This is a genomic window from Metabacillus indicus (assembly GCF_046603695.1).
GTDB lineage: Bacteria > Bacillota > Bacilli > Bacillales > Bacillaceae > Bacillus_P > Bacillus_P indicus.
This window is the reverse complement of the sequence record NZ_CP176757.1, coordinates 1793401-1818105: the sequence shown is the minus strand read 5'-3', so window position 1 is coordinate 1818105 and position 24705 is coordinate 1793401. Positions and strand designations below refer to the sequence as shown.

24 protein-coding genes and 1 other annotated feature are annotated in these 24705 nt (G+C 46.0%); all 24 genes read right to left on the bottom strand.

The annotated features are described in order from the left end of the window. Positions 1-17: 17 nt before the first annotated feature. Positions 18-650 carry an orotate phosphoribosyltransferase gene (gene pyrE, locus ACK1LH_RS09080; RefSeq protein ID WP_029281461.1) on the bottom strand — a complete coding sequence of 211 codons (633 nt, stop codon included), beginning with the start codon at positions 648-650 and terminating at the stop codon, positions 18-20. Next, the gene (gene pyrF, locus ACK1LH_RS09075; protein ID WP_411334968.1) at positions 647-1366 is read right to left on the bottom strand and encodes an orotidine-5'-phosphate decarboxylase; all 720 of its coding nucleotides are present in this window, start codon (positions 1364-1366) and stop codon (positions 647-649) included. The genes pyrE and pyrF overlap by 4 nt, the downstream gene beginning before the upstream one ends. After that, positions 1335-2270, bottom strand: a complete 936-nt coding sequence (locus tag ACK1LH_RS09070) for a dihydroorotate dehydrogenase (protein ID WP_029565573.1) — start codon at positions 2268-2270, stop codon at positions 1335-1337. The genes pyrF and ACK1LH_RS09070 overlap by 32 nt, the downstream gene beginning before the upstream one ends. Beyond that, on the bottom strand, positions 2264-3049 hold the full coding sequence (locus tag ACK1LH_RS09065; RefSeq protein ID WP_029565572.1) for a dihydroorotate dehydrogenase electron transfer subunit: 786 nt from the start codon (positions 3047-3049) through the stop codon (positions 2264-2266). Before ACK1LH_RS09065 ends, ACK1LH_RS09070 begins: the two co-directional genes overlap by 7 nt. After that, complete coding sequence (gene carB / locus ACK1LH_RS09060) at positions 3046-6258, bottom strand: carbamoyl-phosphate synthase large subunit (RefSeq protein ID WP_411334967.1); 3213 nt, start codon at positions 6256-6258, stop codon at positions 3046-3048. Before carB ends, ACK1LH_RS09065 begins: the two co-directional genes overlap by 4 nt. Further along, positions 6243-7343 (bottom strand): carbamoyl phosphate synthase small subunit, encoded by a 1101-nt coding sequence (locus ACK1LH_RS09055; RefSeq protein WP_029281467.1) that lies wholly within the window; start codon positions 7341-7343, stop codon positions 6243-6245. The genes carB and ACK1LH_RS09055 overlap by 16 nt, the downstream gene beginning before the upstream one ends. Next, positions 7340-8626, bottom strand: coding sequence for a dihydroorotase (locus ACK1LH_RS09050; RefSeq protein ID WP_029281468.1), 1287 nt, complete (start codon positions 8624-8626; stop codon positions 7340-7342). Before ACK1LH_RS09050 ends, ACK1LH_RS09055 begins: the two co-directional genes overlap by 4 nt. After that, positions 8610-9527, bottom strand: coding sequence for an aspartate carbamoyltransferase catalytic subunit (locus ACK1LH_RS09045; RefSeq protein WP_035206509.1), 918 nt, complete (start codon positions 9525-9527; stop codon positions 8610-8612). Before ACK1LH_RS09045 ends, ACK1LH_RS09050 begins: the two co-directional genes overlap by 17 nt. A 146-nt stretch (positions 9528-9673) precedes the next feature. Further along, on the bottom strand, positions 9674-10981 hold the full coding sequence (locus ACK1LH_RS09040) for a solute carrier family 23 protein (RefSeq protein ID WP_029281472.1): 1308 nt from the start codon (positions 10979-10981) through the stop codon (positions 9674-9676). 139 nt (positions 10982-11120) lie between these two features. Next, a complete protein-coding gene (pyrR, locus tag ACK1LH_RS09035) occupies positions 11121-11666 on the bottom strand; it encodes a bifunctional pyr operon transcriptional regulator/uracil phosphoribosyltransferase PyrR (protein ID WP_029281474.1) in 546 nt (181 codons plus the stop codon). 187 nt (positions 11667-11853) lie between these two features. Then, positions 11854-12768 (bottom strand): RluA family pseudouridine synthase, encoded by a 915-nt coding sequence (locus tag ACK1LH_RS09030; RefSeq protein WP_203290130.1) that lies wholly within the window; start codon positions 12766-12768, stop codon positions 11854-11856. Further along, a complete protein-coding gene (gene lspA, locus ACK1LH_RS09025) occupies positions 12749-13231 on the bottom strand; it encodes a signal peptidase II (RefSeq protein ID WP_029281478.1) in 483 nt (160 codons plus the stop codon). Before lspA ends, ACK1LH_RS09030 begins: the two co-directional genes overlap by 20 nt. A gap of 80 nt (positions 13232-13311) precedes the next feature. Next, positions 13312-13683: a TraR/DksA family transcriptional regulator gene (locus ACK1LH_RS09020; RefSeq protein ID WP_029281480.1), complete on the bottom strand. Its 372-nt coding sequence runs from the start codon at positions 13681-13683 to the stop codon at positions 13312-13314. Between the two features lie 540 nt (positions 13684-14223). After that, positions 14224-16995 (bottom strand): isoleucine--tRNA ligase, encoded by a 2772-nt coding sequence (gene ileS / locus ACK1LH_RS09015; RefSeq protein WP_411334966.1) that lies wholly within the window; start codon positions 16993-16995, stop codon positions 14224-14226. Between the two features lie 60 nt (positions 16996-17055). Next, positions 17056-17287, bottom strand: a binding site (T-box leader). Between the two features lie 52 nt (positions 17288-17339). Beyond that, on the bottom strand, positions 17340-17852 hold the full coding sequence (locus tag ACK1LH_RS09010) for a DivIVA domain-containing protein (protein WP_029284984.1): 513 nt from the start codon (positions 17850-17852) through the stop codon (positions 17340-17342). 96 nt (positions 17853-17948) lie between these two features. Next, positions 17949-18719: an RNA-binding protein gene (locus ACK1LH_RS09005; protein WP_411334965.1), complete on the bottom strand. Its 771-nt coding sequence runs from the start codon at positions 18717-18719 to the stop codon at positions 17949-17951. Positions 18720-18804: 85 nt separating this feature from the next. Then, positions 18805-19068, bottom strand: coding sequence for a YggT family protein (locus ACK1LH_RS09000; RefSeq protein WP_029284986.1), 264 nt, complete (start codon positions 19066-19068; stop codon positions 18805-18807). Positions 19069-19074: 6 nt separating this feature from the next. Continuing rightward, the gene (locus ACK1LH_RS08995; protein WP_029284987.1) at positions 19075-19515 is read right to left on the bottom strand and encodes a cell division protein SepF; all 441 of its coding nucleotides are present in this window, start codon (positions 19513-19515) and stop codon (positions 19075-19077) included. Positions 19516-19536: 21 nt separating this feature from the next. Continuing rightward, complete coding sequence (locus tag ACK1LH_RS08990) at positions 19537-20205, bottom strand: YggS family pyridoxal phosphate-dependent enzyme (RefSeq protein ID WP_411334964.1); 669 nt, start codon at positions 20203-20205, stop codon at positions 19537-19539. Continuing rightward, positions 20202-21041 (bottom strand): peptidoglycan editing factor PgeF, encoded by an 840-nt coding sequence (pgeF, locus tag ACK1LH_RS08985; RefSeq protein WP_411334963.1) that lies wholly within the window; start codon positions 21039-21041, stop codon positions 20202-20204. The genes ACK1LH_RS08990 and pgeF overlap by 4 nt, the downstream gene beginning before the upstream one ends. Before the next feature lie 87 nt (positions 21042-21128). Beyond that, positions 21129-21392, bottom strand: coding sequence for a YlmC/YmxH family sporulation protein (locus tag ACK1LH_RS08980; RefSeq protein WP_029284990.1), 264 nt, complete (start codon positions 21390-21392; stop codon positions 21129-21131). A 90-nt stretch (positions 21393-21482) separates the two neighbouring features. After that, positions 21483-22331, bottom strand: coding sequence for an RNA polymerase sporulation sigma factor SigG (gene sigG, locus ACK1LH_RS08975; protein WP_087946299.1), 849 nt, complete (start codon positions 22329-22331; stop codon positions 21483-21485). Positions 22332-22403: 72 nt separating this feature from the next. Beyond that, complete coding sequence (gene sigE / locus ACK1LH_RS08970; RefSeq protein WP_029284992.1) at positions 22404-23123, bottom strand: RNA polymerase sporulation sigma factor SigE; 720 nt, start codon at positions 23121-23123, stop codon at positions 22404-22406. 443 nt (positions 23124-23566) lie between these two features. Next, the gene (gene spoIIGA, locus ACK1LH_RS08965) at positions 23567-24496 is read right to left on the bottom strand and encodes a sigma-E processing peptidase SpoIIGA (protein WP_029284994.1); all 930 of its coding nucleotides are present in this window, start codon (positions 24494-24496) and stop codon (positions 23567-23569) included. Between the last annotated feature and the right edge of the window lie 209 nt (positions 24497-24705).

Below are 24705 nucleotides of genomic sequence, written 5' to 3'. Positions count from 1 at the left end.
TCTGATGCCTTTATCATTTATACGTTCAGCCATTCTTCTGACGATGGATTTTCACGCCATTTCTTCAGCTTGGCTAAGTCTTCTTTTTGAATGGAGCCTTTTTTCAGAGCTGTTTCAATCAGAGATGAATAGTCCGTCAGTGATACGGAATGAATGCCTTCTTCCTCAAGCATCTCTGTCCCTTTTTGCAGTTCATATGTGAAAATGGATACAGCGCCGATCACTTCGCATCCGGCTTCTCTAAGGGCTTTGACCGCCGTAATAACGCTTCCTCCGGTTGAAATCAAATCCTCCACTACTACCACTTTCTGTCCTTCCCGGATCTTTCCTTCAATCTGATTGCCCTTTCCGTGTCCCTTTGGCTTGCTTCTCACATAGGACATCGGCAGATTCAGAAGATCACTTACCCATGCAGCATGAGGAATTCCTGCAGTAGCCGTGCCTGCTATCATTTCAGCTTGGGGATAATGCTCTCTGATCAGAGCCGACAGGCCTTCTGCAATGTTTTTTCTTACTTCCGGATAAGAAAGCGTGAGGCGGTTATCGCAGTAGATCGGTGATTTGAGCCCGCTTGACCATGTAAACGGATCATTCGGGCTAAGGAATACAGCTTCGATTGTCAGCAGTTGTTCTGCAATTTGATGGTTCATACAGGCAGTCCCTCCCAGGCGTTTTTCATTTGAGTATAGGCCGCAAGCGGATCCGGTGCTTTAGTGATGCTCCGTCCGACCACAATTCCGGTTGACCCAAGCTCTCTCGCTTTTTCAGGAGTTGCCACCCTGACCTGGTCATTTACTGCATCTCCGCTCATGCGTATGCCGGGTGTTACGGTCATAAACGAGGCTGGAAGCTCGCTGTAGATGCGGGGCACCTCCAGAGAAGAGCAGACAATACCGTCAAGGCCGCTTTTCGCCGCAAGCTTAGCGTAGCTTAGCACCGTATCATCAAGGCTGTTGCCGATCAGCAATTCTTTCTTCAGCATCTCTGCCGATGTGCTTGTCAGCTGAGTGACAGCAATGCAGGCGGGACGCTTGGAGCCTGCAGGTGTTCCGGCCTCAAGACCTTCCATTGCAGATTCCATCATGGCACTGCCGCCGGCAGCATGCACATTGACCAGATTGACTCCGAGTCCGGCAAGACCCCTCATCGCTTTTTTCACTGTTTCGGGAATATCATGGAGCTTAAGATCAAGGAAAATCTCATGTCCGCCTGATTTCAGCTGATCGATGATTGCAGGACCTTCCCGGTAAAAGAGCTCCATGCCTGCTTTTACATACAGCTTTTGTCCGGACATCTTTTTCAGGAATTCTCCTGTTTCCGCAGCATCCTTAAAATCAAGCGCGATAATCAGCGGTCTCTCGTTCATGCTTAAAGCTCCTTCCAATGCATTCTGTAATGTGGTCAAACCCATATTTTTTAAGGACATGAGGCAGTTCTTCAATGATTTCAGGGCAGACGAATGGATTTACAAAGTTGGCTGTTCCTACGGCTACGGCGCTTGCCCCCGCATACATGAATTCAAGAACATCTTCTGCTGTCTGAACACCGCCCATGCCGATAATAGGAATGGATACAGCCTGGCTGACTTCATGAATCATGCGGATGGCTACCGGTTTGATGGCAGGACCGGATAATCCTCCTGTTCGGTTTGCAAGAACCGGCTTTCCTGTTTTCAAATCCAGCCTCATTCCGATGAGCGTGTTGATCATCGTTAATCCATCTGCTCCAGCCGCTTCGATCGCTTTGGCAATTTCCGTGATATTGCTGACGTTCGGTGACAGCTTGACATAAACAGGCACCTCTGACACAGCTTTAACTGCTCGCGTAAGGGAGGCTGCCATTTCGGGGTTTGTACCGAAAGCAATTCCACCGGTTTTCACATTCGGACAGGAAATGTTCAGTTCAAGCGCGTGAACATTTTTCGCCCTGCTGATCTCTCTTGCGACTTCTACATAATCTTCTTCTGCTGAGCCCGCCACATTTGCAAGAACCGGCACATCGAATGACTCAAGCCAGGGAAGTTCATTTTCAAGGATACCTTTCAGTCCGGGGTTTTGCAGGCCGATTGCATTGAGCATGCCCGCTTCTGTTTCAGCCACCCTCGGCGTCGGATTTCCAAATCTCGGTTCGGCCGTTGCTGCCTTAATCATGATGGCTCCAAGTTTGTTCAGATCATAAAGGCCTGCGAATTCTTTTCCGAAGCCAAAGCAGCCTGATGCAGGCATAATCGGATTTTTGAGTGAAAGTCCCGGAAGTTCAACATTCAGCATGACAGCACAACCTCTCCTGCTTTAAATACCGGCCCGTCGGTGCACACTTTTTTGTAAGATGTGCCATTCGGGTCATCTGCTGTATGGCACACACATGCAAAGCATGCGCCGATTCCGCAGCCCATTCTTTCTTCAAGAGAGAGAAAAACAGGCTTGTCAGGAAAAAGATTTTGGAGGCTTGAAAGCATGGGGGTCGGACCGCATGCGAAAAGAGCGTCAAAATCGATGCTGCGCTCTTTGATGCAGTCTGTGACGAACCCTTTCGTCCCGTATGAACCATCTGCCGTCGCAATATAGGTTTCTCCGAGTTTCTTAAACTCACTTTCATAGAAAACCTGATCCGCAGACTGGAAACCGAGTACGTGGCGGACGTTAACACCCTTTGCAAGCAGACGTCTTGAAAGCTCGTATAAAGGAGGGACTCCGATGCCGCCTCCGACAAGAAGCGCTGTATCTCCCTGATTCAGGCTTTTTGGATCAAATCCGTTTCCAAGCGGGCCGAGCACATCGACCAGTTCTCCTTCTTTCCTTGCAGAGAGGAGCTTCGTGCCCGCTCCCTCTGCCCGGTAGATCATCGTGAATTCCCGCTTTTCTTTCTCTATTTTTGCAATGCTGATCGGTCTTCTTAAAAGAGGAGATGCTGCACTTGAAACCTTGATATGAACGAACTGGCCGGGCTGGTTCATCTCGTCGACCAGACTCCCTTTTAATGTAAGCTCATAAATTCCCTCAGCAATTTCTCTCTGTCCGGCAATGATCATCCATTCTTTTCGGATCAAGCGTACGTCACCTCTTTGCTGATTACTCGTTTTGGCATTTGTTCTGTTGAGAAAGTCATTGACTCTAAAACTCTTAAAATCGCTTTTGCTGTGTCAAGTGATGTGAGACACGGGATGCCGTTTTCAACCGACTCGCGTCTGATTCTGAAGCCATCGCGCTGCGGCTGTTTTCCTTTGGTCAGTGTATTGATAACGAACTGGGCTTCGCCCGTGCGGATAATATCCAGCATAGTAGGAGACTCGCTGCCGATTTTGCCGACGATTCTCGCTTCTACCCCGTTCTCATGCAGGTAGCCGGCTGTTCCGCTTGTTGCCATGATCTGATAGCCGATTGCACTGAAGCGGCGTGCTACCTCCAGACCTTCTTCTTTATCTTTGTCCGCGATTGTCAGAAGGACCTGTCCGTAATTCTGCACTTTCATTCCTGATGCGATCAGGCCTTTATAAAGAGCTTTTTCAAGGGTTGAATCTTTTCCCATCACTTCGCCTGTCGATTTCATTTCAGGGCCGAGCGTAATATCCACTCTGCGCAGCTTTTCAAAAGAGAAGACCGGCACTTTGACATAGACGCCCTCGCTTTCAGGCTGAATGCCCGTTTCATACCCAAGCTCCGGCAATGATTTGCCGAGTATCACCTTCGTTGCAAGATTTGCCATCGGCACGCCTGTTATTTTGCTTAAGAAAGGAACCGTGCGGCTAGATCTTGGATTCACTTCGATGACAAATACTTCATCTTTATAGATGACAAACTGAATGTTCAGAAGCCCTTTAATGTTTAATCCCCTTGCAAGTGCGATTGTCCGTTCAGTAATTGTCTTTTTGATATCTTCCGTCAGTGTTTGCGGAGGATAAACCGCGATGGAATCTCCGGAGTGGACCCCTGCACGCTCGATATGCTCCATAATTCCAGGAATAAAGACGTTTTTGCCGTCTGAGATCGCATCAACTTCTATTTCTTTTCCAGTTAAATATTTATCGATCAGTACCGGGTGCTGCGGATTTACTTTTACAGCATTTTTCATGTAATGCAGCAGATCAGTTTCCTCATGCACGATTTCCATCGCACGTCCGCCGAGAACATATGACGGTCTGACAAGAACCGGATAGCGGATGGATGAAGCAATGGCAACCGCCTCTTCTACAGATGTCGCCGTTTTTCCAAGAGGCTGAGGGATGCCGAGTGTGTTTAATGTGTGCTCAAATTTATCTCTGTTTTCCGCACGGTCCAAATCCTCAAGAGATGTTCCGAGAATCTTGACGCCTCTTGCTTCAAGTTCATCCGCAAGGTTTATCGCTGTCTGTCCCCCGAACTGAACAACTACCCCTTTAGGCTTTTCAAGTTCGATGATGTGCATCACATCTTCCGCCGTCAGCGGCTCAAAGTAAAGCTTATCCGAGATGCTGAAATCGGTTGAGACGGTTTCAGGATTGTTGTTGATGATAATCGCTTCATATCCGGCTTCTTTAATGGCCCATACGGAGTGCACGGTTGCATAGTCGAATTCTACACCCTGCCCGATTCGGATCGGCCCTGAACCAAGGACAATCACACTTTCTTTTTCTGTAACAGCTGATTCATTCTCATCTTCATACGTGCCGTAGAAGTAAGGTGTTTCAGATTCGAATTCTGCTGCGCACGTATCAACTGTTTTATAGACCGGGAACAAGTTCAGCTGTTTTCTGAATTTGTATACCTCCCGCTCTGTTGTTTTCCAAAGTTCAGCAACAGCGATATCAGAGAAGCCCATCTTTTTCGCTTTTTCAAGGGTGATGGCATCAAACTTCGCTTCTTCAATGACACGCTCAAACTTGATGATATTTTCAATTTTCACAAGGAAGAATAGGTCAATTCCGCTCCACTCATGAATCGTCTCGATTGATACGCCTCTTCTGATCGCTTCAGAAAGATAGAACAGCCTCTCGTCTCCTGCTTTGCGGATTCGCTTTTCAATCTTTTCATCGCTGAAATCGGCTGCATGTTTCAGATCGATATGGTACTGATCCGCTTCAAGTGAACGGACGGCTTTAAGCAGGGATTCTTCAAGCGTTCTGCCAATCGCCATCACTTCGCCGGTAGCTTTCATCTGCGTTCCGAGTCTGCGGTTGGCTGACTCAAATTTATCAAACGGCCATCTCGGGATTTTTGTGACGATGTAGTCAAGAGCCGGCTCAAAGCACGCATACGTTTTGCCAGTTACCGGGTTCATCATTTCATCAAGAGTCAGTCCGACAGCAATTTTTGCCGCAAGCTTCGCAATCGGATAGCCTGTTGCTTTAGATGCAAGCGCTGATGACCGGCTTACACGCGGATTCACTTCAATGATGTAGTACTGGAAGCTGTGCGGATCAAGCGCAAGCTGGACATTGCATCCCCCTTCTATTCCGAGTGCGCGGATAATTTTAAGTGAAACGTTCCTGAGCATCTGATACTCTCTGTCGCTAAGCGTCTGGCTTGGTGCAACTACGATGGAGTCGCCTGTATGAATGCCGACAGGATCGATGTTTTCCATGTTGCAGACAACAATTGCGCTGTCATTTTTATCACGCATGACTTCATATTCGATTTCTTTATAACCCGCGATGCTTTTTTCAAGCAGGCATTGTGTGACCGGACTGTATTTTAGTCCGCTTGTCACGATTTCAATCAGCTCTTCTTCGTTTGAACAGATTCCGCCGCCTGTGCCTCCAAGTGTATAGGCAGGTCTTACGATGACAGGATAACCGACTTTTTCTATAAAAGCGTAAGCTTCTTCAAGGTTGTGGACAATATCGCTCTCCGGAACCGGCTCACCCAGTTCATTCATCAGCTGGCGGAAAAGATCGCGGTCTTCCGCTTTTTGTATAGCGCTTAATTTTGTTCCAAGAATCTCAACGTTGCATTCTTCAAGAACCCCTGCTTCAGCAAGCTGAACCGCCATGTTAAGGCCTGTCTGGCCTCCAAGCGTCGGAAGAAGTGCATCCGGGCGTTCTTTGCGGATGATTTTCGTCAAAAACTCAAGTGTCAGGGGCTCAATATACACTTTGTCTGCCATTTCTGTATCTGTCATGATCGTTGCAGGGTTTGAATTGACAAGGATGACTTCATAACCTTCTTCTTTAAGAGCGATGCAGGCCTGTGTTCCTGCATAGTCAAACTCTGCTGCCTGTCCGATGATAATTGGCCCTGATCCGATTACTAGAATTTTTTTAATGTCTACGCGTTTTGGCATACGTTGATCCCTTCTTTCTTGAATGTTTCAATCATGTCGATAAATTGATCAAATAGTCCGTTTGCATCTTCTGGTCCCGGTGAAGCTTCCGGATGGTACTGCACGGTGAAGGCAGGCAGCGTTTTATGCTTCAGTCCTTCTACAGATCCGTCGTTTAAAGCAAGATGAGTAACCTCAAGGTCTGTTGCTTTTACTGAATCAAGAGTAACGGTGTATCCGTGATTTTGGGAGGTAAGAGCTACCTTTCCTGTTGACAGGTCTTTTACCGGATGGTTTGACCCGCGGTGTCCGAATTTCATTTTTTCCGTATCGGCTCCCCCTGCAAGGGCAAAAAGCTGATGGCCAAGGCAGATGCCGAATAGAGGAATTTTCCCGAGCACTCCATTGATCATCTCAAGTGCATGAGGGACATCTTTCGGGTCCCCAGGTCCGTTTGACAGCATGATGCCGTCTGGATTTAACTGAAGGATTTCTTCAGCAGTAGCCGTATGGGGCACGACGACCACATCGCAGCTGCGTTTGTTCAGCTCGCGGAGGATGCCGTGTTTCATCCCGAAATCGACAAGAACCACTCTGCATCCGCGTCCAGGGCTTGGATAAGGTGTTTTAGTCGAAACAATTTCCACCTGATTTCTTGGAAGCTCCGCTGATCTCAATGAGGCAATCACCTCATCTACATCTGCATGCTCTGAGCAAAAAGCGCCTTTCAATGTTCCATAAGTGCGGATAATTCTTGTCAGCTTGCGTGTATCTATGCCTGCAAGTCCGGGAATTCCCTTGATTTTGAAGTACTCGTCCAGTGAAAACTCGCTTCTGAAATTTGATGGCACTTCACATAATTCTTTTACGATAAACCCGTTGATGAATGGAGAAATCGTTTCAAAATCGTCGCGGTTAATGCCGTAGTTTCCAATCATCGGATACGTAAGCGTCACAATCTGCCCGCAGTATGACGGGTCGGAGAGAATCTCCTGATAGCCTGTCATTCCAGTATGGAACACTACCTCTCCCATTGTATCCGCTTCGCTTCCAAATCCCTGTCCTGTAAAAATGGTGCCGTCTTCGAGAATCAGATGTCTGATCATACGTTTACTCTCTCCCTTTTCCATACGATTTTGCCTTCAAAGATGGTTGCTTCCGGCCAGCCTTTGCATGAATAGCCTGCAAACGGTGTGTTTTTTCCTTTTGAAAGGAACGTTTCCGGATTTATGGTTTTTTCTTCTTCCAGATCAAGGATCGTCAAATCCGCTGCGCGGCCTTCTTCAAGTCTGCCAAATGGCAGGCCAAACGTTTCCGCCGGCTTAGCTGTGAGAAAATCAATCAGCTGTTTCAGCTTCCATTCCCCTGACTCAACAAACCGGGTGTATAAAAGCGGAAATGCCGTTTCAAGTCCCACAATGCCGAACGGAGCAAGGCTCAGCGGTTCGGCCTTTTCTTCCGCTGTATGCGGAGCATGGTCCGTCGCGATAAAATCAATTGTTCCGTCAAGCAGCCCTTCAATCAGCGCTTCCCGGTCTTCTTTCCCACGGAGCGGCGGATTCATTTTGTAATTTGTATCCAGTCCGGGGATATCTGTGTCGCACAGCAGAAGGTGATGAGGCGTTACTTCCGCTGTTACGTTTATGCCTGCTTTTTTCGCATCTCGCACGACTCTGACTGACTCTTTCGTGCTGATGTGGCACACGTGGTAGTGGCAGCCTGCGGCTTCAGCCAGCAGTACATCTCTTGCGATCTGCACAGATTCGCAGATTGAAGGAATGCCATTGATCCCTTGCCTTTTTGCAAATTCCCCGTCATGAAGTGCCCCTTTATAAATCAGCGAGTTGTCTTCACAGTGGGCTACGATGCTTGCACCGGTCTCTGCCGCTTTTTTCATTGCCTCAAACATCATGCCGGCAGACTGAACGCCTACTCCGTCATCTGTAAAGGCAAACGCTCCTGCTTCTTTCAGCTTTTTGAAATCCGTCAGTTCTTTTCCAGCCTGTCTTACCGTGATCGATGCATACGGAAGAACTCGTACAGAAGCTTTTTCTTTAATCCTGTCCTGCAGCCAGTTCATTTGCTCTGCGTGGTCCGGAACAGGCTTTGTATTCGGCATGGCGGCAACGGCTGTAAAGCCTCCTGCAGCAGCAGCCTTCGTACCTGTTTCAATCGTTTCTTTATGTTCTCCGCCAGGTTCCCTCAAGTGGATATGTAAATCGATAAACCCCGGGGAAACCAGCTTGCCCTCAGCATCGATGACCTCTACTGCATCCGCTTCGATGTTTTCGCTGATCTTTGAGATGATGCCGTCTGAAATCAGAATATCAGCTTTCACTTTTTCTCCGCTGTCCGTTAAAATCAAGCCGTTTTTAATGATAGATTGCATATGCTGCTTCCCCCTTGTTATGTGATGCTGCGCCGTCAAGCGCGCGTTTTAAAACGGCCATTCTGACATATACGCCGTTTTCCATTTGCTTAAAAATTCTCGATCTTCTGCATTCAACCAGTTCATCTGCGATTTCAACGCCTCTGTTCACCGGGGCTGGATGCATGATAATGGCTTTCGGCTTCATCGTTTTTTCTCTTTCTAGCGTAAGTCCGTAAAGGTTGTGGTAATCTGCTCCTGCGCTGCTGTTGCTTCCGTGTCTTTCATGCTGGATTCTCAGGAGCATCACGACGTCTGAAGCTTGAATGGCTTCATCTGTCTCTGCATATGTGCCGTATGTTTCATCCTTCCACTCATCAGGCGCACAGAGCAGGACATTTGCCCCGAGCCTCCGCAGAACCTCCGCATTAGACCTTGCAACGCGGCTATGCTTGATGTCTCCATGAATGGAGACGGTCAGACCTTCGAACTTTCCAAACTCCTGGCGGATGGTCAGCAGATCAAGAAGCGATTGTGTAGGATGATGGCCGCAGCCGTCTCCTGCATTTAAAATCGGAATTCCGACTTTCTCTTTCAGTTCTTCGAAGTACTCATCTTCAGGATGTCTGATGACGACTGCGTTTGCTCCTATTGCCTCAAGCGTGCGCACTGTGTCATAAAGGGTTTCTCCTTTTTGCACGCTTGAATGTGAGGCATCAAAGTTAAGAACATTTAGGCCAAGCCTTTTCTCAGCTACTTCAAAACTGAACCGTGTTCTTGTGCTCGGTTCAAAAAACAGGTTCGCAGCAAACAATGCCGTTTTTTGAACTTCCGCCTTTCCTGAACGGAATTTTTCTGCGTCCTTTAATATGTTTAAAATTTCATCTGCAGGCAGATCATTCATTCTAAGCAAGTGCTTCATCATCATCTCTCCCGTCGTTTTTCTGCAAAAAAACACCCTGAAATCCGGTTTCAGGGTGTGAGAAGGCAGGACAAAACCAAAAGGTTGCTTTGTCCGTGCCCGTCCACCCTTGTAAGCCTCTCTGGACTTTTCGTTAAAAGGTGTTCTTATGCAGCTGTATGTTCATTTGCAGCTGTTTGTTCACGTTCAGCAGCTTTGCGCCCCGGAAGGATCAGGTTCAGGGCAATGCCGATGATTGCCGCAAGTGCCATGCCGTGAAGTTCAAACTGCTCGCTTACTTTTATCATGGCTCCGCCAATCCCGATGACCAGGATGACTGAGGAAATCACAAGGTTTCGTTTATTTCCGAAATCAATCTTGTTATCAGTCAGCATTCTTAATCCTGATGAGGCAATAATCCCAAACAGCAGGATGGATACGCCTCCCATAACCGGTGTCGGTATAGAGCTGATGAATGCTGAAATTTTTCCGATGAAGCCGAACACGACGGCCATAACCGCAGCACCTGCGATGATGTAGACGCTGTAGACCCTTGTAATGGCAAGTACGCCGATGTTTTCGCCGTACGTTGTATTCGGCGGTCCGCCGATAAGTGATGCGATCATCGTTGCTACTCCATCTCCGAGGATTGAACGGTGCAGACCAGGCTCTTTCAAGTAATCCCTCTCAACCACTTTACCAAGAACAAGCTGATGTCCGATATGCTCTGAGAGGGTCACAACTGCGACAGGGACCATCAGAAGAACGATTTCATAGGAAAACCCTGGAGTATATGTGACAAAAGGTATGATAAAGTCCGGTTTTTGAAACAGTTCTGCCCCAACAACTTTACTGAAATCAACCAATCCGATTGCGAGGGCGTACAGGTAGCCGCCGGCGATTCCGATCAGAACAGGAATCAGGCTGACAAAGCCTTTAAATGCAACCGAGCATACAATCGTTATCGCAAGCGTCACAAGAGCTACCGAGAAGTAGGTCAGGTTATATTCTCCTTCAGGGCTGTTCATGGCCATATCCACCGCAGTTCCTGCAAGGCTCAGTCCGATGACGATGATGACAGGACCGACGACCACCGGAGGCAGAAGCTTCATGATCCACTTGTATCCGACGATTTTAATCAGCAGGGCTACAAGTCCGTAAACGACTCCTGCCAGGAAGCTTCCGACCATTGCGCCTTCGGGTCCTTCAGCTGCCTTAGCTGCGATAATTGGTGCGATGAAGGCGAATGAGGAACCCAGATAGGCCGGCACCTGGCCTTTTGTGATCAGCAGAAACGCAAGCGTCCCAAGCCCGCTTGAAATCAGGGCGACAGCAGGATCAAGTCCTACCAGGAAGGGTACGAGGATGGTCGCTCCAAACATGGCAAACAGATGCTGAAAGCTCAGGGTGATCCATGTGAGCGGCTTTGGTGTTTCTTTTATATCAAGCTGTAGAGCTTCTTTTCTTGGTTTCATGTCTTTTCCCCGCTTTCTTTTTATAAAAAAACCTCTTTGCATGAGGCTGCAAAGAGGCATAATCATCCTGTCAAAAAGAATCACAGGTGTGATTTTACGTTCCTTTTGCAGCCTCTCTGGACTTCATTAAAAGGGTTGGCTATTCTTTTTCGTGTATGGCGACCTGATCGTTTTTATCCACCTCCATCAGTTCGACAACAATTTTTTCAGAGCTTGAGGTCGGGATGTTTTTGCCGACATAGTCTGCCCGGATCGGAAGTTCTCTGTGTCCCCTGTCTACCAGGACCGCGAGCTGGATCTGTGAAGGTCTTCCGATGTCAATCAGCGCATCAAGCCCTGCGCGGACTGTTCTTCCTGTATATAGGACGTCATCAATCAGGATGACTGTTTTGTTGGTGATATCTGCAGGAATATCCGAGCCTTTCACGAGCGGCTCCTCATTCACTGTTTTTTTGGAAAGGTCATCTCTGTAGAGTGTAATGTCAAGCTCTCCTACCTCTACAGGCTTGCCTTCAATCTGTTCGATCCGTTCTGCAAGCCTTTTGGCAAGATGGATGCCTCTTGTCTTGATCCCGACAAGAATGACAGAATCAATGCCTTTGTTTCGTTCGATAATTTCGTGGGCAATTCTTGTCAATGCTCTTCTGATTGACTGCTGGTCAAGCACAACTGCTTTTTGGGGCATGCTGTTCACCTCTCCTTTTGAACCTGAAAACAAGAAAATCCCTCCTGCCGTTTGGCAAGAGGGATTGGATGCGTGCTTAAATATACGCAGACTATGCGCATAAGATCCGTTTCCTTCTCAGCCTCACGGGACTGTCTTAAAGGTTCATTTTCAACTACAGCTATTATGACAAATCATATGGCTTGTGTCAATGACTTTTTTTCAGATCTTCGATTACCTGCTGAAATTCAGCAGGAAGAGGAGCATTAAATTCAAGGTACTCGCCCGTGCGGGGATGCTTAAAGCCGAGAACGCCTGCATGAAGCGCCTGGCCTCCGATATTCGGCGTTTTTTTCGGGCCGTATTTCGGATCGCCGACAATAGGGAAACCAATGTATTTCATATGAACTCTGATCTGATGCGTTCTGCCTGTCTCAAGCTGGCACTCAATCAGCGTGAAGCCCGCAAAGCGGTCAAGAACATGAAAATGAGTGACAGCGTCCTTGCTGTGCTCATTTGTAACCGTCATGCTCTGGCGGTCCTGTTTATCGCGGCCGATCGGAGCATCAACTGTTCCCTTGTCATGCTGAATAATCCCATGAACAATCGCCTGATACCGTCTTGTAACCGATTTTTCCACAAGCTGGTTAACCAGCGACTCATGCGCCATGTCGTTTTTGGCAACCATCAGAAGTCCTGAAGTATCTTTATCAATCCGGTGGACAATGCCGGGTCTCATAACGCCGTTTATACCTGAAAGGTCTTTGCAGTGGGCCATGAGTCCATTTACAAGTGTTCCTGATAAATGTCCAGGTGCAGGATGGACAACCATCCCTTTAGGTTTATTGACAACAAGAACGTCTGCATCCTCATAATAAACATCAAGATTCATTTCTTCCGGCAGAACATCAAGCGGCTCAGGATCCGGAATGAGAAGAGTGACTGTATCACCTGGCTGAACTTTATAATTGCTTCTTGACTCCCCGTCATTCACTTTCACATGTCCCTCTTTAATCCAGATCTGAACCTGGCTTCTTGACCAGTCTGCATTTTCAGCAGCAAGCAGCTTATCAAGGCGTTCATATTTATTGCTGTCATCAATCTTAATTTCTATGCTGTTCATTCACTTTCTCCTTCTCTTGTTTCCCATCTAAAAGCATGACAATAAAGAGCAGCGCTACTCCCACACAAAGAGCAGAATCCGCTACATTGAAAATTGGAAACGGGTATGTACCAATATAGGTTTGGACAAAATCAACCACTTCCTGATGAATCACTCTGTCAATAAAGTTGCCGATTGCACCGCCAAGCATTAAGCCAAGTGCGATCCCCATCAGACGGCTTCCGTTTGTATATTTTTGAATGTAAACAACCAGGCCGGCTACAACGATAATTGTAATCACGTAAAAAAACCACATCTGGCCCTGAAGAATTCCCCAGGCAGCTCCCTGATTCCGATGTGAGGTAATGTACAGGACATTTTCAATAACCGGTATGCTTTCTCCGATTTCAAGTTCTTTTACAATCAGCCATTTTGTCAGCTGATCCAGTGCAATAATCACAAGTGCGATGAGATAGTAAAGCACAAGCTTTCCCCAACTTTCCTATAATATACTTCTGAATTGTATCACAGGCAAAATAGAAGAGCAAAGCTTGTCTGAAGGTATTACTGATATTCTTCTGCTTCTAAATAAAGGGATGGATGATAATAAGTATGAGGCAGGGATTTTCGTTCATACAGTTCCTGAAAAGCAAAATCATGTATGCTTCTTGCAGTGGGGATAATCGCTAATTTTTCAAGTTCAATTGCAAGTCCGGTTTCTTCACAAATGCCGTACGTTCCGTTTTTTATTTTAAGGAGCGCTCTCTCAACGTCGTTCAGCTCTTCTTTCACATGTCCCATAATTGTTTTTTCTTTGTATGGATAAAATAAATGAGGCTGTTCTGTCTCCATATCAAACAGACAATGATCAAAAAGCCTTGACTTAAGCTCTCGCTGCATCAATTGAAGCTCATGCCAGATAGCATCTATACTCATAGCGGACATCTCCTTGTGGCTTGGCTTTGTACCTATAGTCTATCCGGATTGAAGGCCCTCACGCTGATAAGAATTTTCCTGTGGAGGGAATAAGAAAAGCGGAATCGCCCGTTTAGCTCCGGGAGTCAGATAAGGAAACGGCGGTAAAGGCGCTTTTTGCCTTTGCCGACGGTTCCGTTCTGACAGAGGAGTTGGGCGATGGAGCTGGACACCACGAAAAGCGGAATCAGCCGTTTAGCTCCGACAGGCAGAAAAGAAATCCCCCTAAAAGTCCGGGTTTGACTTTTTGGGGGATTTTGTTCTGACGGAGGAGTTGGCTGATGGAGCTGGACACCGCGAAAAGCGGAGCCGACCGTTTAACCCTTTCAGTCAGATAAGAAATCACCGGAAAAGTACGGGTCCCGCCTTTTTTGGGGATTTTGTTCTGTCGGAGGAGTTGGCTGATGGAGCTGGACACCACGAAAAGCGGAATCAGCCGTTTAGTCAATAGGAGTGCACACAAAAAAAACCGCTGATCAATTCAGCGGTTTTTCTATGTGTTTAAGCAGTCGTATAATGTTCGTCAACAATCGCTGCACAGCGCGTGCAGAGTGTTTTATGATTTTCATTTTCGCCCACATCGGTTGTGACAACCCAGCATCTTTCACATGTTTCGCCTTCAGCAGGCTTAACGGTGATTTTTACTTTTTCGCAAGTATGTGCATCCTCAGGAGCGTCCTCATAATTACCTGCAAGCTTAAAGCCTGATACAATGAACAGCTGCTTTAAGTTTTCATCAATGGATTGGAGCAATTGTTTCGCTTCACCGTTCGCATATACTTCGATGCTTGCAGTCAGCGATTTGCCGATTACTTTTTCATTGCGGGCTTCTTCAAGTGCCTTTAAGACATCATCGCGAAGCTCCATGAAAGCATCCCATTTCTTCTCAAGCAGGTCAGCGCCGGCAATTTCTTTGCTTTCAGGCATATCTGTCAGCTGAACGCTTTCTTCTGAAACAGAGTCAATGTGTGCCCATACTTCATCAGCCGTGTGAGGAAGAATTGGAGCAACCAGCTTGACAAGTGAAAGCAGCGTGTCATAAAGAACGGTCTGAATGGCGCGGCGCTCTTTGTTATCAGGAGCTTCGATGTAGAGAACATCTTTAGCGAAATCCAGATAGAAGGAGCTCAGTTCGATCGTGCAGAAATTATGAACCGCATGGAAGATGGCCGCGAACTCATAGTCTTCATACGATTTTTTCACTTTGTCTGTCAGCTTGTTCAGCTTAACCATCATGTAACGGTCAACATCGCGAAGCTCGTCAAACGCGAGGGCATCTGTTTCCGGATTAAAATCAGCAAGGTTTCCAAGAAGGAAACGGAAAGTATTGCGGATTTTTCTGTACACCTCAGCCACTTGCTTCAGAATGTTGTCTGAAACTCTTACATCAGCCTGGTAGTCAACAGAAGCAACCCAAAGACGAAGAATGTCTCCCCCAAGCTGGTTCATAACTTTTGAAGGCAGCACAACGTTCCCAAGAGATTTACTCATTTTGCGTCCTTCTCCGTCCAGGGCAAAACCATGGCTGAGAACGCCTTTATATGGAGCTTTTCCTGTTACAGCAACACCTGTGGACAGGGAAGAGTTAAACCAGCCGCGGTATTGATCAGAGCCTTCCAAATAAAGGTCTGCCGGACGCTGCAGATCATCTCTTTCAAGCAATACTGCCTGATGCGATGAACCAGAGTCGAACCAGACATCCATGATGTCCTGTTCTTTCGTGAAGTTTCCATTCGGGCTGCCAGGATGCGTGAATCCCTCAGGAAGAAGATCTTTTGTTTCACGTTCAAACCAGATGTTTGAACCGTGCTCGCGGAACAGGCCGGATACATGATCGATTGTTTCATCCGTAATGATCGGCTCTCCATTTTCTGCATAAAAGACAGGAATCGGAACTCCCCATGCACGCTGTCTAGAAATACACCAGTCCCCGCGGTCGCGAACCATGTTGAACAATCTTGTCTCGCCCCAGGCAGGTACCCATTTCGTATCTTTTACCGCCTGAAGAAGATCCTCGCGGAAATCCTTGATGGATGCAAACCACTGGGCAGTTGCACGGAAAATTGTCGGTTTTTTCGTTCTCCAGTCATGAGGGTATGAGTGTGTGATGAACGAAAGCTTAAGCAGTGCGCCTGCTTCTTCAAGCTTTTCTGTAATCGGCTTGTTTGCCGCATCATAGAACATGCCTTCAAACCCTGGAGCTTCGCTTGTCATATGTCCCTTTTCATCAACCGGACAAAGAACACCAAGACCGTATTTCTGACCGACGATAAAGTCATCTTCCCCATGGCCAGGTGCAGTATGAACGCAGCCGGTACCGGCATCTGTCGTAACATGTTCGCCCAGAACAACGAGGGATTCGCGGTCATACAGCGGATGCTTTGCAGACACTCTTTCGATCTCTGCGCCTTTGAATGTTTTGACAGCCTTATAGTCTTCCCATCCGAGTTCTTTAGCTACCGTTTCAAGCAATGCTGATGCAACAACGAATGATTCCCCACCTGCATCTGCCACCGTATACTCAAGGTCCGGATGAACAGCAATGCCAAGGTTTGCAGGAATCGTCCACGGAGTAGTCGTCCAGATAATGATTTTTTCTCCGCCGCTCAGCACTTCATTTCCCTGTGCAACAGTAAATGCTACATAAATAGAAGCAGAGCGTTTGTCATAATACTCGATTTCAGCTTCTGCAAGAGCAGACTCACTTGAAGGTGACCAGTAAACCGGCTTTAATCCTTTATAGATGTACCCTTTCTTCGCCATTTCCCCGAACACTTTGATCTGCTGGGCTTCATACTCCGGATTCAGCGTCACATAAGGGTTTTCCCAGTCACCGCGAACACCGAGACGCTTAAACTGCTCACGCTGATTGTTGATTTGCTCCCATGCATACTCTGCGCACAGCTTGCGGAATTCAGCTACACTTAATTCTTTGCGGTTTACTTTTTTGTTTTTAGTAAGAGCCGTTTCAATCGGCAGACCATGTGTGTCCCAGCCCGGAACATACGGAGCGTTGTATCCGCTAATTGATTTATAGCGGACGATAAAATCCTTCAGCACTTTGTTCAGTGCATGGCCCATGTGGATATCTCCATTTGCATACGGCGGTCCGTCATGAAGAATAAACATCGGGCGGTCTTTTGTGCGCTCCTGAACTTTTTGGTAAATCGTCATTTCTTCCCATTTTTCCTGAATTTGCGGTTCGCGGTTAGGAAGGTTTCCTCTCATCGGAAATTCGGTTTTCGGCATCAGCAGGGTATCTTTGTACTCCATCGGTATTCCTCCAGACAGTTTGTAATGGGGCAGAGAAAACACAAAAAACCTTCTCATCCCAGAAGGGACGAGAAGGTTTCTCGCGGTACCACCCTTTTAGATAAGCTAAAAAAACTGCTTATCCTCTTTGAGATTCGTAACGTGAATAACGCGTTTTTGCTTACTGATTCTATAGGTTCAGCAAAAAAACTCGAGGGTGATTTTCGCAAGTTTGCTTCTTTGCCGGACTCGCACCAACTCCGGCTCGCTTTAAAAGATTTCATACTGCTACTGTCCCTGTCATGGTTTTTTAATCATTTATTTAATAGTAGTCATCAAATTATATGTGAAATGGTGCTTCAAAGTCAAGACTGTACCTTTGATTCTTCGCGTTCCTCGTATAATGATTCAAGTTCATACTCAAGGAGGTGATCCCAGTCATCATTTTTAAGAAGGTCAAGCTGTGCTTCAATCAGCATCTGGAAGCGTGTTCTGAAAACTTTCGACTGCTTTTTCAGCTCTTCAATTTCCACAGCTATTTTTCTTGATTTAGAAAGAGATTCATTAATGATCCGGTCAGCGTTTTTCTCTGCTTCCTTCACAATCAGCTTAGCTTCCTTTTGTGCGTGGCGGCGGACTTCCTCAGCAGCCTCCTGCGCTACAAGAATGGATTTATTGAGTGTTTCCTCGATATTTGAAAAATGACCAATGCGTTCATTAAGTTCAGTCACTTTGTTTTCGAGTTCTTTTTTCTCGCGGATGGCAAGCTCATAATCTTTGATGACCTGGTCGAGGAACTCATTGACTTCGTCCTCGTCATAGCCCCGGAACCCTTTGTTAAATTCTTTGTTATGAATATCAAGCGGTGTTAACGGCACTTCTGCCACCTCCAGTATGTATTGATCAATCGATCTTTCTTCAAGTATAATTCATATTTTGACAGAAAAGGCAAAAATCCTTCTAATTTCCCAAATTTATTTTTGAATGCCATATGAAATTTTCCACTTATCTTTCTTTGTCCTGCCATCAATCGACAATAGTTTGGATCTGCCGTGGCCTCTGACAGAAAGCGTGTCTCCCTCTCTGCATTCAAATGACGGCTGCTCGATGACCCGAAAGTTTACTTTCACATAACCCGTCTGAACAAGCGCGCCGATTTTTTGCCGGGAAATGTTATAAACAGATGCTGCAACAGCATCAAGCCTTAAGGAACTGACGGTCGCTGTTTTTTCCAGCATTTCTTCCACATGGAGGATGCGCTCACTCCAGTCAAGTGCGCTCAGCGAAACTTTTGCCCGGCCGATTTCAGTCAGATTCATCAAAAGAAAAGATTCTGTTTCTTTTGCAGCAACCAGCTGTATCCGGTCGCCGGAAAACAGCAGATCGCCGAATTTTGACCGTTTGAGCCCGAGTGACATTAAAGCACCCAGTACTTGCCGGTGTTCGATGCTAACAAACTTAGACGGATATCCGATTTCAAGCAGGGAAAGCTGGAAATCCTCATGGGAAGGAACAAAGTAGTCCGGATAAAGCAAAGCCCGTTTTCGTTCCATATTCTCTCCCGAAAACTGAAGACACACATCCGTGCTTGATCCGACGACTGCTTTAACCATTTCCTGCTCTCTCGGGTCAAGAAAATCCGTCAATTTTGGAGCATAGCTGTTCATGACACTTTCTTTCCATTCTGAAGCCTGATCGATAAAATGCCGTTCTTCCTGTCTGAAGTGCTGATAAATGTGGTCCATATTAATCTTCCAGCCTTTTCGTTAAGCTCTTATAAATTGATGCCAAAATGAAAACAGTGCCGTTATGTACGGCACCGCCTGTATCTTATCCAATCATTGTGAAAATCGAGTTAAGCCCGTATCCTGCAAATCGCAGAGCAAGAAGTGCAACAATTGGTGAGATGTCAATCATGCCAAGCGGCGGAATAAACCTGCGGAAAGGTTCAAGGTACGGCTCTACAATTTTAGCAAGCAGCTGTCCGAAACTGCTTTCTCTTGCATTCGGAAACCATGAAAGCAAGATGTAAATAATAATCGCATAAGAATAAACCTGCAACAACGTAAATAAAACATCAGCTACTACGCCCATTTATTTTTACCACCTCTGATCTTCTTCCGAGACAATTTCTGAAATCGAGCCTGCAACATCAACGTTATCCGGTGTGCACAGGAAAATATTCGCTCCTATTTTCTGAATGTCTCCACCTATAGCGTACACAGTTCCGCTTAAAAAGTCTACAATGCGCTTTGCCTGGTCATGCTGAATGCGCTGCAGATTGACAACAACTGCCCGTCTGTTCTTCAGCTGATCGGCAACATCCTGTGCTTCGGCGTATACCCTCGGCTCGCATAAAACCACTTTAGATGATTTCTGAACACTTTGCAAACTGACAACATTCTGTTTGGTCTGCTGCGGCTTTGGAGTAAACGGCTGTTCTTCCTCGTAATCATAGTCCTGATGCCTCTCCTGCTCAACGTATTCATATTCCTCCTCATCAAGGGCAAAAAAGCTTTTAAACTTATTTTTAATACTCATGTACGTGACACCTCCGATTTCTTATCCAACCAGGGCTGAGCCGATGCGGATGAAAGTAGCGCCTTCTTCAACCGCTATTTCAAAGTCATTCGACATTCCCATAGAAAGCTCACTGCAAGGTGCATACGGCAGATGAAGGGATGTTACTTCCCCGCGCAATGTACGGAGCCTTTTGAAGGATTCTCTCAATACATGTTCATCATCTGTGTTAGGTGCCATAGTCATTAACCCGACGACAAGAATGTTCGGATAATTCTCAAGCTCCTTAACAAATGGGAGAACTTCCTCAGGTGTCATGCCATGCTTGGATTCTTCTCCCGACGTATTCACCTGAATGAAGCACTTTACTTTATCATCGGCCCGTTTATCAATTTCTTTAGCTAGCGAAAGCCTGTCCAGGGAATGTATGTAGTCTGCTTTATCAATCATGTCTTTTACTTTTCTCGTCTGAAGGGTTCCGATAAAATGCCATGAAGCGCTGTTGCCAATAGCTTCATATTTTTCGGCAAGACCTTCGTTTCTGTTTTCGCCAAGATGGGCAATGCCTGCTTCAACAGCTTCTTTCGCCCGTTCGATGCAGACATATTTCGTGACGGCAATCAGGCTGATCTCATCCGGATTGCGGTCTGTTTTACTGCATGTATGTTTAATTCTGGCACGTATTTCCTCTAAATTCTGTTTCACGCTCACAGTTGTTTTTGCCTCCCCTTTAAACCGATAAATCCAGCCATTCTTCCGGTTTTGCCCTGATCTCTCCTGTGTGAAAAAAACAGGGAAGATTCGCAGCTTGTACAAAGCGGACTTGTCAATATGCGGGACTCACTCAGTCCTGCTTTCAAAAGCAAATATTTGTTGAGCAGCTTTAAGTCAAGTGAATACTGCCCGGCAGACACCTCTTCATATGGAGAAGGGAAATCTTTAGACAGCGCGTTGTTTACTCTATCAATGACATAATCATCAACTGTATAGCAGCAAGTTCCGATGGATGGTCCGATGATGGCGTAAATGGATTTTGCCGGGACGCCTTCGTTCTGAGTCCACGTTCTTGCCATTTTGCCTCCGATATCAAGGACTGAACCTTTCCAGCCTGCATGAGCAGTGCCGACCAGCCTTTTTTCAGGTTCATAGAAGAAAAGAGGCACACAGTCTGCGTAGCAGAGAGAAAGCATCAGGTCTTCTTCATCTGTGTAAAGGCCGTCTGTTTCCGGAACAGCCGAAGCATAATTCATTGTCCCTTTTGAACGGTCTTCCTTGCGTGCTTTATAAATGCTGCTGTCATGAACCTGGTCTGCATACACCCAATGTTCAAGAGGCATATTCACGGCTGATGCAAGGATCTTTCTGTTTTCTGTTACGCATCCGGGATCGTCGTGGACATGAAGGCCAAGATTCAGAGACTGAAAGTGACCGCTTGAGACTCCACCGTTTTTTGTTGTAAATCCGATAATGAGATCTTCATTTAATTGTTCCCAGTCCGGGCTGTTTAAGTATGTCTCATGCTGAAGGTTAAGCGGATTCTGAGTCATAAATGATCATTCCTTCTGTTTGCTGTTCTAAGCATTTTATATACGACTATATTTTACCACATCTTTCCCATTCCGACAGAAAGATTGTTAAATTAATTCGCTGTTTTGGTCTATTTCCCTATTTACACGGACTAAAATCACATCTTCTCCGATTTTGACAATGTTCCTCCACGGTACGATGACTTCTTCCTCCTTGCCGAAAAAACCGAGAACTTTGCCCGGCCCGCTTATAAAGACTGCCTGAATCTTCCCCGTCGTTACATTTATATCAAAATCCGATACCATTCCGAGCTTCTTTCCATCTGAAACATTGACAACATCTTTAGTCTGAAATTCAGATATATTCATCATCGCATCCGCCCCCCGTCTACTTAACTATATGTATGAATGTGAGCGTTCTATTCCCTCAAGTTCATGAAAAAGAGCCGTCTGAAGACGGCTCTAGTTCTGTATATTCTTATTCATTTGTTTGATAGCAGCTTTTTCAAGCCTTGATACCTGCGCTTGTGAGATGCCGATTTCCTCCGCCACTTCCATTTGGGTTTTTCCCTGGAAGAACCGTTTTCTCAATATGAGTTTTTCACGCTCATTAAGCCTGCGCATTCCCTCTTTTAAAGCAATTTCTTCAATCCAGTGTGAATCGCGGTTTTTTTCGTCACTGAGCTGATCCATGACATAGATTGGATCTCCGCCATCGTTGTAGATCGGTTCAAAAAGCGACACCGGGTCCTGGATGGCATCCAGTGCAAAGACGATTTCTTCATGCGGGACTTCCAGTACCCGGGATATTTCTTCCGCTGTCGGTTCTCTTGAGGTTTTGCTCATCAATTGTTCCCTGACCTGCAAAGCTTTGTAGGCAATATCACGAAGAGATCTGGAAACCCGGATCGGATTGTTATCGCGCAGATAGCGCCTGATCTCTCCAATAATCATCGGTACAGCATAAGTTGAAAATTTTACATTCTGGCCAAGATCGAAATTATCAATGGATTTCATAAGTCCAATACAGCCAACTTGAAACAGGTCATCGACAAACTCACCGCGGTTGTTAAATCGCTGAATGACGCTCAAAACCAAGCGAAGATTCCCGTTCACGAGCTTTTCCCGTGCATCCGAATTACCGCTTTGCATCTCGCGGAACAGGATTCTCATTTCCTCATTTTTCAGGACTGGAAGTTTGGAAGTATCTACTCCGCATATTTCAACTTTATTTCTTGCCACATCTTTCCCTCCTAACAGGAGCTGCTGTACAGAGTTAAGTATCTCCTTAGGTGGGAAAAATATGCACATGTCCAAAAGCCAAAAATCACGAAAGTGACTCCGAAGCATACAGGAACTGGAAATTCGGCGGATAATATTTTTTTAGACCATTTTATTGAATTCTTTGCGCAATCTTTTGATAATTCTCTTCTCAAGCCTGGATATGTAAGACTGGGAGATCCCAAGCATATCCGCGACATCTTTCTGCGTTTTTTCTTCTCCTCCCTGAAGGCCAAAACGCAGTTCCATGATCTGCTTTTCCCGGTCATTCAGCTGCTGAAGAGCTTTAAGGAGAAGTTTGCGGTCCACATTGGCTTCAAGATCTTTTGTGATGATGTCCTCCTCGGTTCCGAGAACATCCGACAGCAGCAGCTCGTTTCCGTCCCAGTCGATATTCAATGGTTCATCAAATGAAACTTCAGACCGGATCTTGTTGTTTCTTCTCAGATACATCAGGATTTCATTCTCGATGCATCGTGATGCATAGGTTGCAAGCTTGATTTTCTTTTCCGGATTGAAGGTGTTGACAGCTTTGATCAGTCCAATTGTTCCGATGCTGATCAAATCTTCAATGTTAATGCCTGTATTCTCAAACTTTCTGGCAATATAGACGACAAGTCTTAAATTTCTTTCAATCAGAATGGAGCGTGCCGCCTGATCGCCTCCCGGCAGTTTTTTCAGAAGGACTTCTTCTTCATCCTTTGTAAGCGGGGGCGGCAGTGCTTCGCTTCCTCCTATATAGTGGATTTCATCTGTTTTCAGGCCCAGCTTCATCAGTAATTTATACCAGAGATACGTAATCTGCAATTTTAGTTTTTTCATAATTCTCTCCCTTCTATTTTCCTTTACAGCTGAGTACACTACTACAGGATAACGATATCGCTGTGTTCAGAACCATCAAACGGGTGAGATTTTGGTTTGATGGCACTTATCGGTGCGTTCGGGACCATCAAGCGGTTGAAATTCTGTTTTGATGGCACTTATACCTGAGTTCGGTACCACCAAGGTGTTGAAATTCTGTTTTGATGGCACTTATCGGTGCGTTCGGGACCATCAAGCGGTTGGAATTCTGTTTTGATGGCACTTATCGGTGCGTTCGGGACCATCAAGCGGTTGAAATTCTGTTTTGATGGCACTTATACCTGAGTTCGGTACCATCAAGCGGTTGGAATTTTGTTTTGGTGGCACTGATTGCAAAGTTTGAAACCATCATTCGATTTTAAATCCTGTTTTGGTGGCACTTGTCACTGCGTTCGGAAAAACCGTTATGAAACGTCCTGCACGGCTCCGCTCTGAAGCATTTTCGGATGAACGATGCAGTCATATTCCCCTTCAGGCGACAGGCTTGTTCGGTTCAGCCCGATAATCGTTTTTGAAGCAAGAATCGTTTCATCTTTTGTTGTCACGATGACCTCATCCGGTTTTAAACCAATCAAAAACTGATTTGATTTTCCAACGACTCGAAACGGAATAATTCTTACTCTGTTATCCATAGAATGAGATTCACTTGACGCGGTTAGAGCCGTCATCACATCTTCCTGAAGCGCTATATCAAGCAGCGCATCCGGAAGATGCCCTTTCAGCTTATTGGCATCTGCAATCATGACCGGGGACTTTGAGATGGGATCATAAAGCTGATTTCCGCTGTCAATCAGGCCCTTCAGTGTAAACGATGCTTCACCAATCCTGACGTAAACCGAGACGATCATGTCATATTGAATCTTTTTCATTTCAAGATCATCGAGCCTCTTTCTTGAAAAATACCAGGCTGCAGGAAAGCCGGCGATGACAAACAGCCAGCTGACTGGATCGCCGAAACCTCCTGAGTTTGTCATTAAAATTCCGTCTGCAAATCCGATTTCCGTCTGAATAAAATAATGGGCCCCCATCATGGCCCCGCCTACCATAAAAGTAACGAAATAAAAAGTAAGCAGACACTTGGCGAAGTACTTAAACCTCTTAAAACCAAAGGCTGCCAAAATCATAAAGACAGAAACGGATAATTTGCCTAAAGGATGCGTTGCAATGGGTGCAAAAGGTGTGAACAGAAGGACAACGATGCCAGATCCAATCAAGGCTCCAATCAAAATCCTGATCTTCATCAGTTTCTGCTTCAGCAATATAGCCGTCAAAAGCAGCAGGAAAAGATCAAAAGAAAAATTCAAAAACCAGATGACATCCAAATATATGGCCACGTTAAACTCCTTCCCCTGAGGTTTTCACATCTAAGAAAAAATAAGGGCGCTGTCCGATTGGATAGTAATAGTATAGCTGAGCCCAGCAGGTGAAGTCTGTCAGTTACTGCCGATAAAATAGAGTATTTTTGATAGATATCGCTGCTATTTGTCGATGGAAAAGAGTGGATTGGCATATGGAATTCTGTATGAACATGAGTTATGTATAT

Bases quoted from the DNA above. Each gene is read 5' to 3' on its own strand.
- pyrE (WP_029281461.1), bottom strand. From the start codon at position 650: ATGAACCATCAAATTGCAGAACAACTGCTGACAATCGAAGCTGTATTC.
- pyrF (WP_411334968.1), bottom strand. From the start codon at position 1,366: ATGAACGAGAGACCGCTGATTATCGCGCTTGATTTTAAGGATGCTGCG.
- ACK1LH_RS09070 (WP_029565573.1), bottom strand. From the start codon at position 2,270: ATGCTGAATGTTGAACTTCCGGGACTTTCACTCAAAAATCCGATTATG.
- carB (WP_411334967.1), bottom strand. From the start codon at position 6,258: ATGCCAAAACGCGTAGACATTAAAAAAATTCTAGTAATCGGATCAGGG.
- ACK1LH_RS09055 (WP_029281467.1), bottom strand. From the start codon at position 7,343: ATGATCAGACATCTGATTCTCGAAGACGGCACCATTTTTACAGGACAG.
- ACK1LH_RS09050 (WP_029281468.1), bottom strand. From the start codon at position 8,626: ATGCAATCTATCATTAAAAACGGCTTGATTTTAACGGACAGCGGAGAA.
- ACK1LH_RS09045 (WP_035206509.1), bottom strand. From the start codon at position 9,527: ATGAAGCACTTGCTTAGAATGAATGATCTGCCTGCAGATGAAATTTTA.
- ACK1LH_RS09040 (WP_029281472.1), bottom strand. From the start codon at position 10,981: ATGAAACCAAGAAAAGAAGCTCTACAGCTTGATATAAAAGAAACACCA.
- pyrR (WP_029281474.1), bottom strand. From the start codon at position 11,666: ATGCCCCAAAAAGCAGTTGTGCTTGACCAGCAGTCAATCAGAAGAGCA.
- ACK1LH_RS09030 (WP_203290130.1), bottom strand. From the start codon at position 12,768: ATGAACAGCATAGAAATTAAGATTGATGACAGCAATAAATATGAACGC.
- ACK1LH_RS09020 (WP_029281480.1), bottom strand. From the start codon at position 13,683: ATGAGTATAGATGCTATCTGGCATGAGCTTCAATTGATGCAGCGAGAG.
- ileS (WP_411334966.1), bottom strand. From the start codon at position 16,995: ATGGAGTACAAAGATACCCTGCTGATGCCGAAAACCGAATTTCCGATG.
- ACK1LH_RS09005 (WP_411334965.1), bottom strand. From the start codon at position 18,719: ATGGACCACATTTATCAGCACTTCAGACAGGAAGAACGGCATTTTATC.
- ACK1LH_RS09000 (WP_029284986.1), bottom strand. From the start codon at position 19,068: ATGGGCGTAGTAGCTGATGTTTTATTTACGTTGTTGCAGGTTTATTCT.
- ACK1LH_RS08995 (WP_029284987.1), bottom strand. From the start codon at position 19,515: ATGAGTATTAAAAATAAGTTTAAAAGCTTTTTTGCCCTTGATGAGGAG.
- pgeF (WP_411334963.1), bottom strand. From the start codon at position 21,041: ATGACTCAGAATCCGCTTAACCTTCAGCATGAGACATACTTAAACAGC.
- ACK1LH_RS08980 (WP_029284990.1), bottom strand. From the start codon at position 21,392: ATGATGAATATATCTGAATTTCAGACTAAAGATGTTGTCAATGTTTCA.
- sigG (WP_087946299.1), bottom strand. From the start codon at position 22,331: ATGTGCATATTTTTCCCACCTAAGGAGATACTTAACTCTGTACAGCAG.
- sigE (WP_029284992.1), bottom strand. From the start codon at position 23,123: ATGAAAAAACTAAAATTGCAGATTACGTATCTCTGGTATAAATTACTG.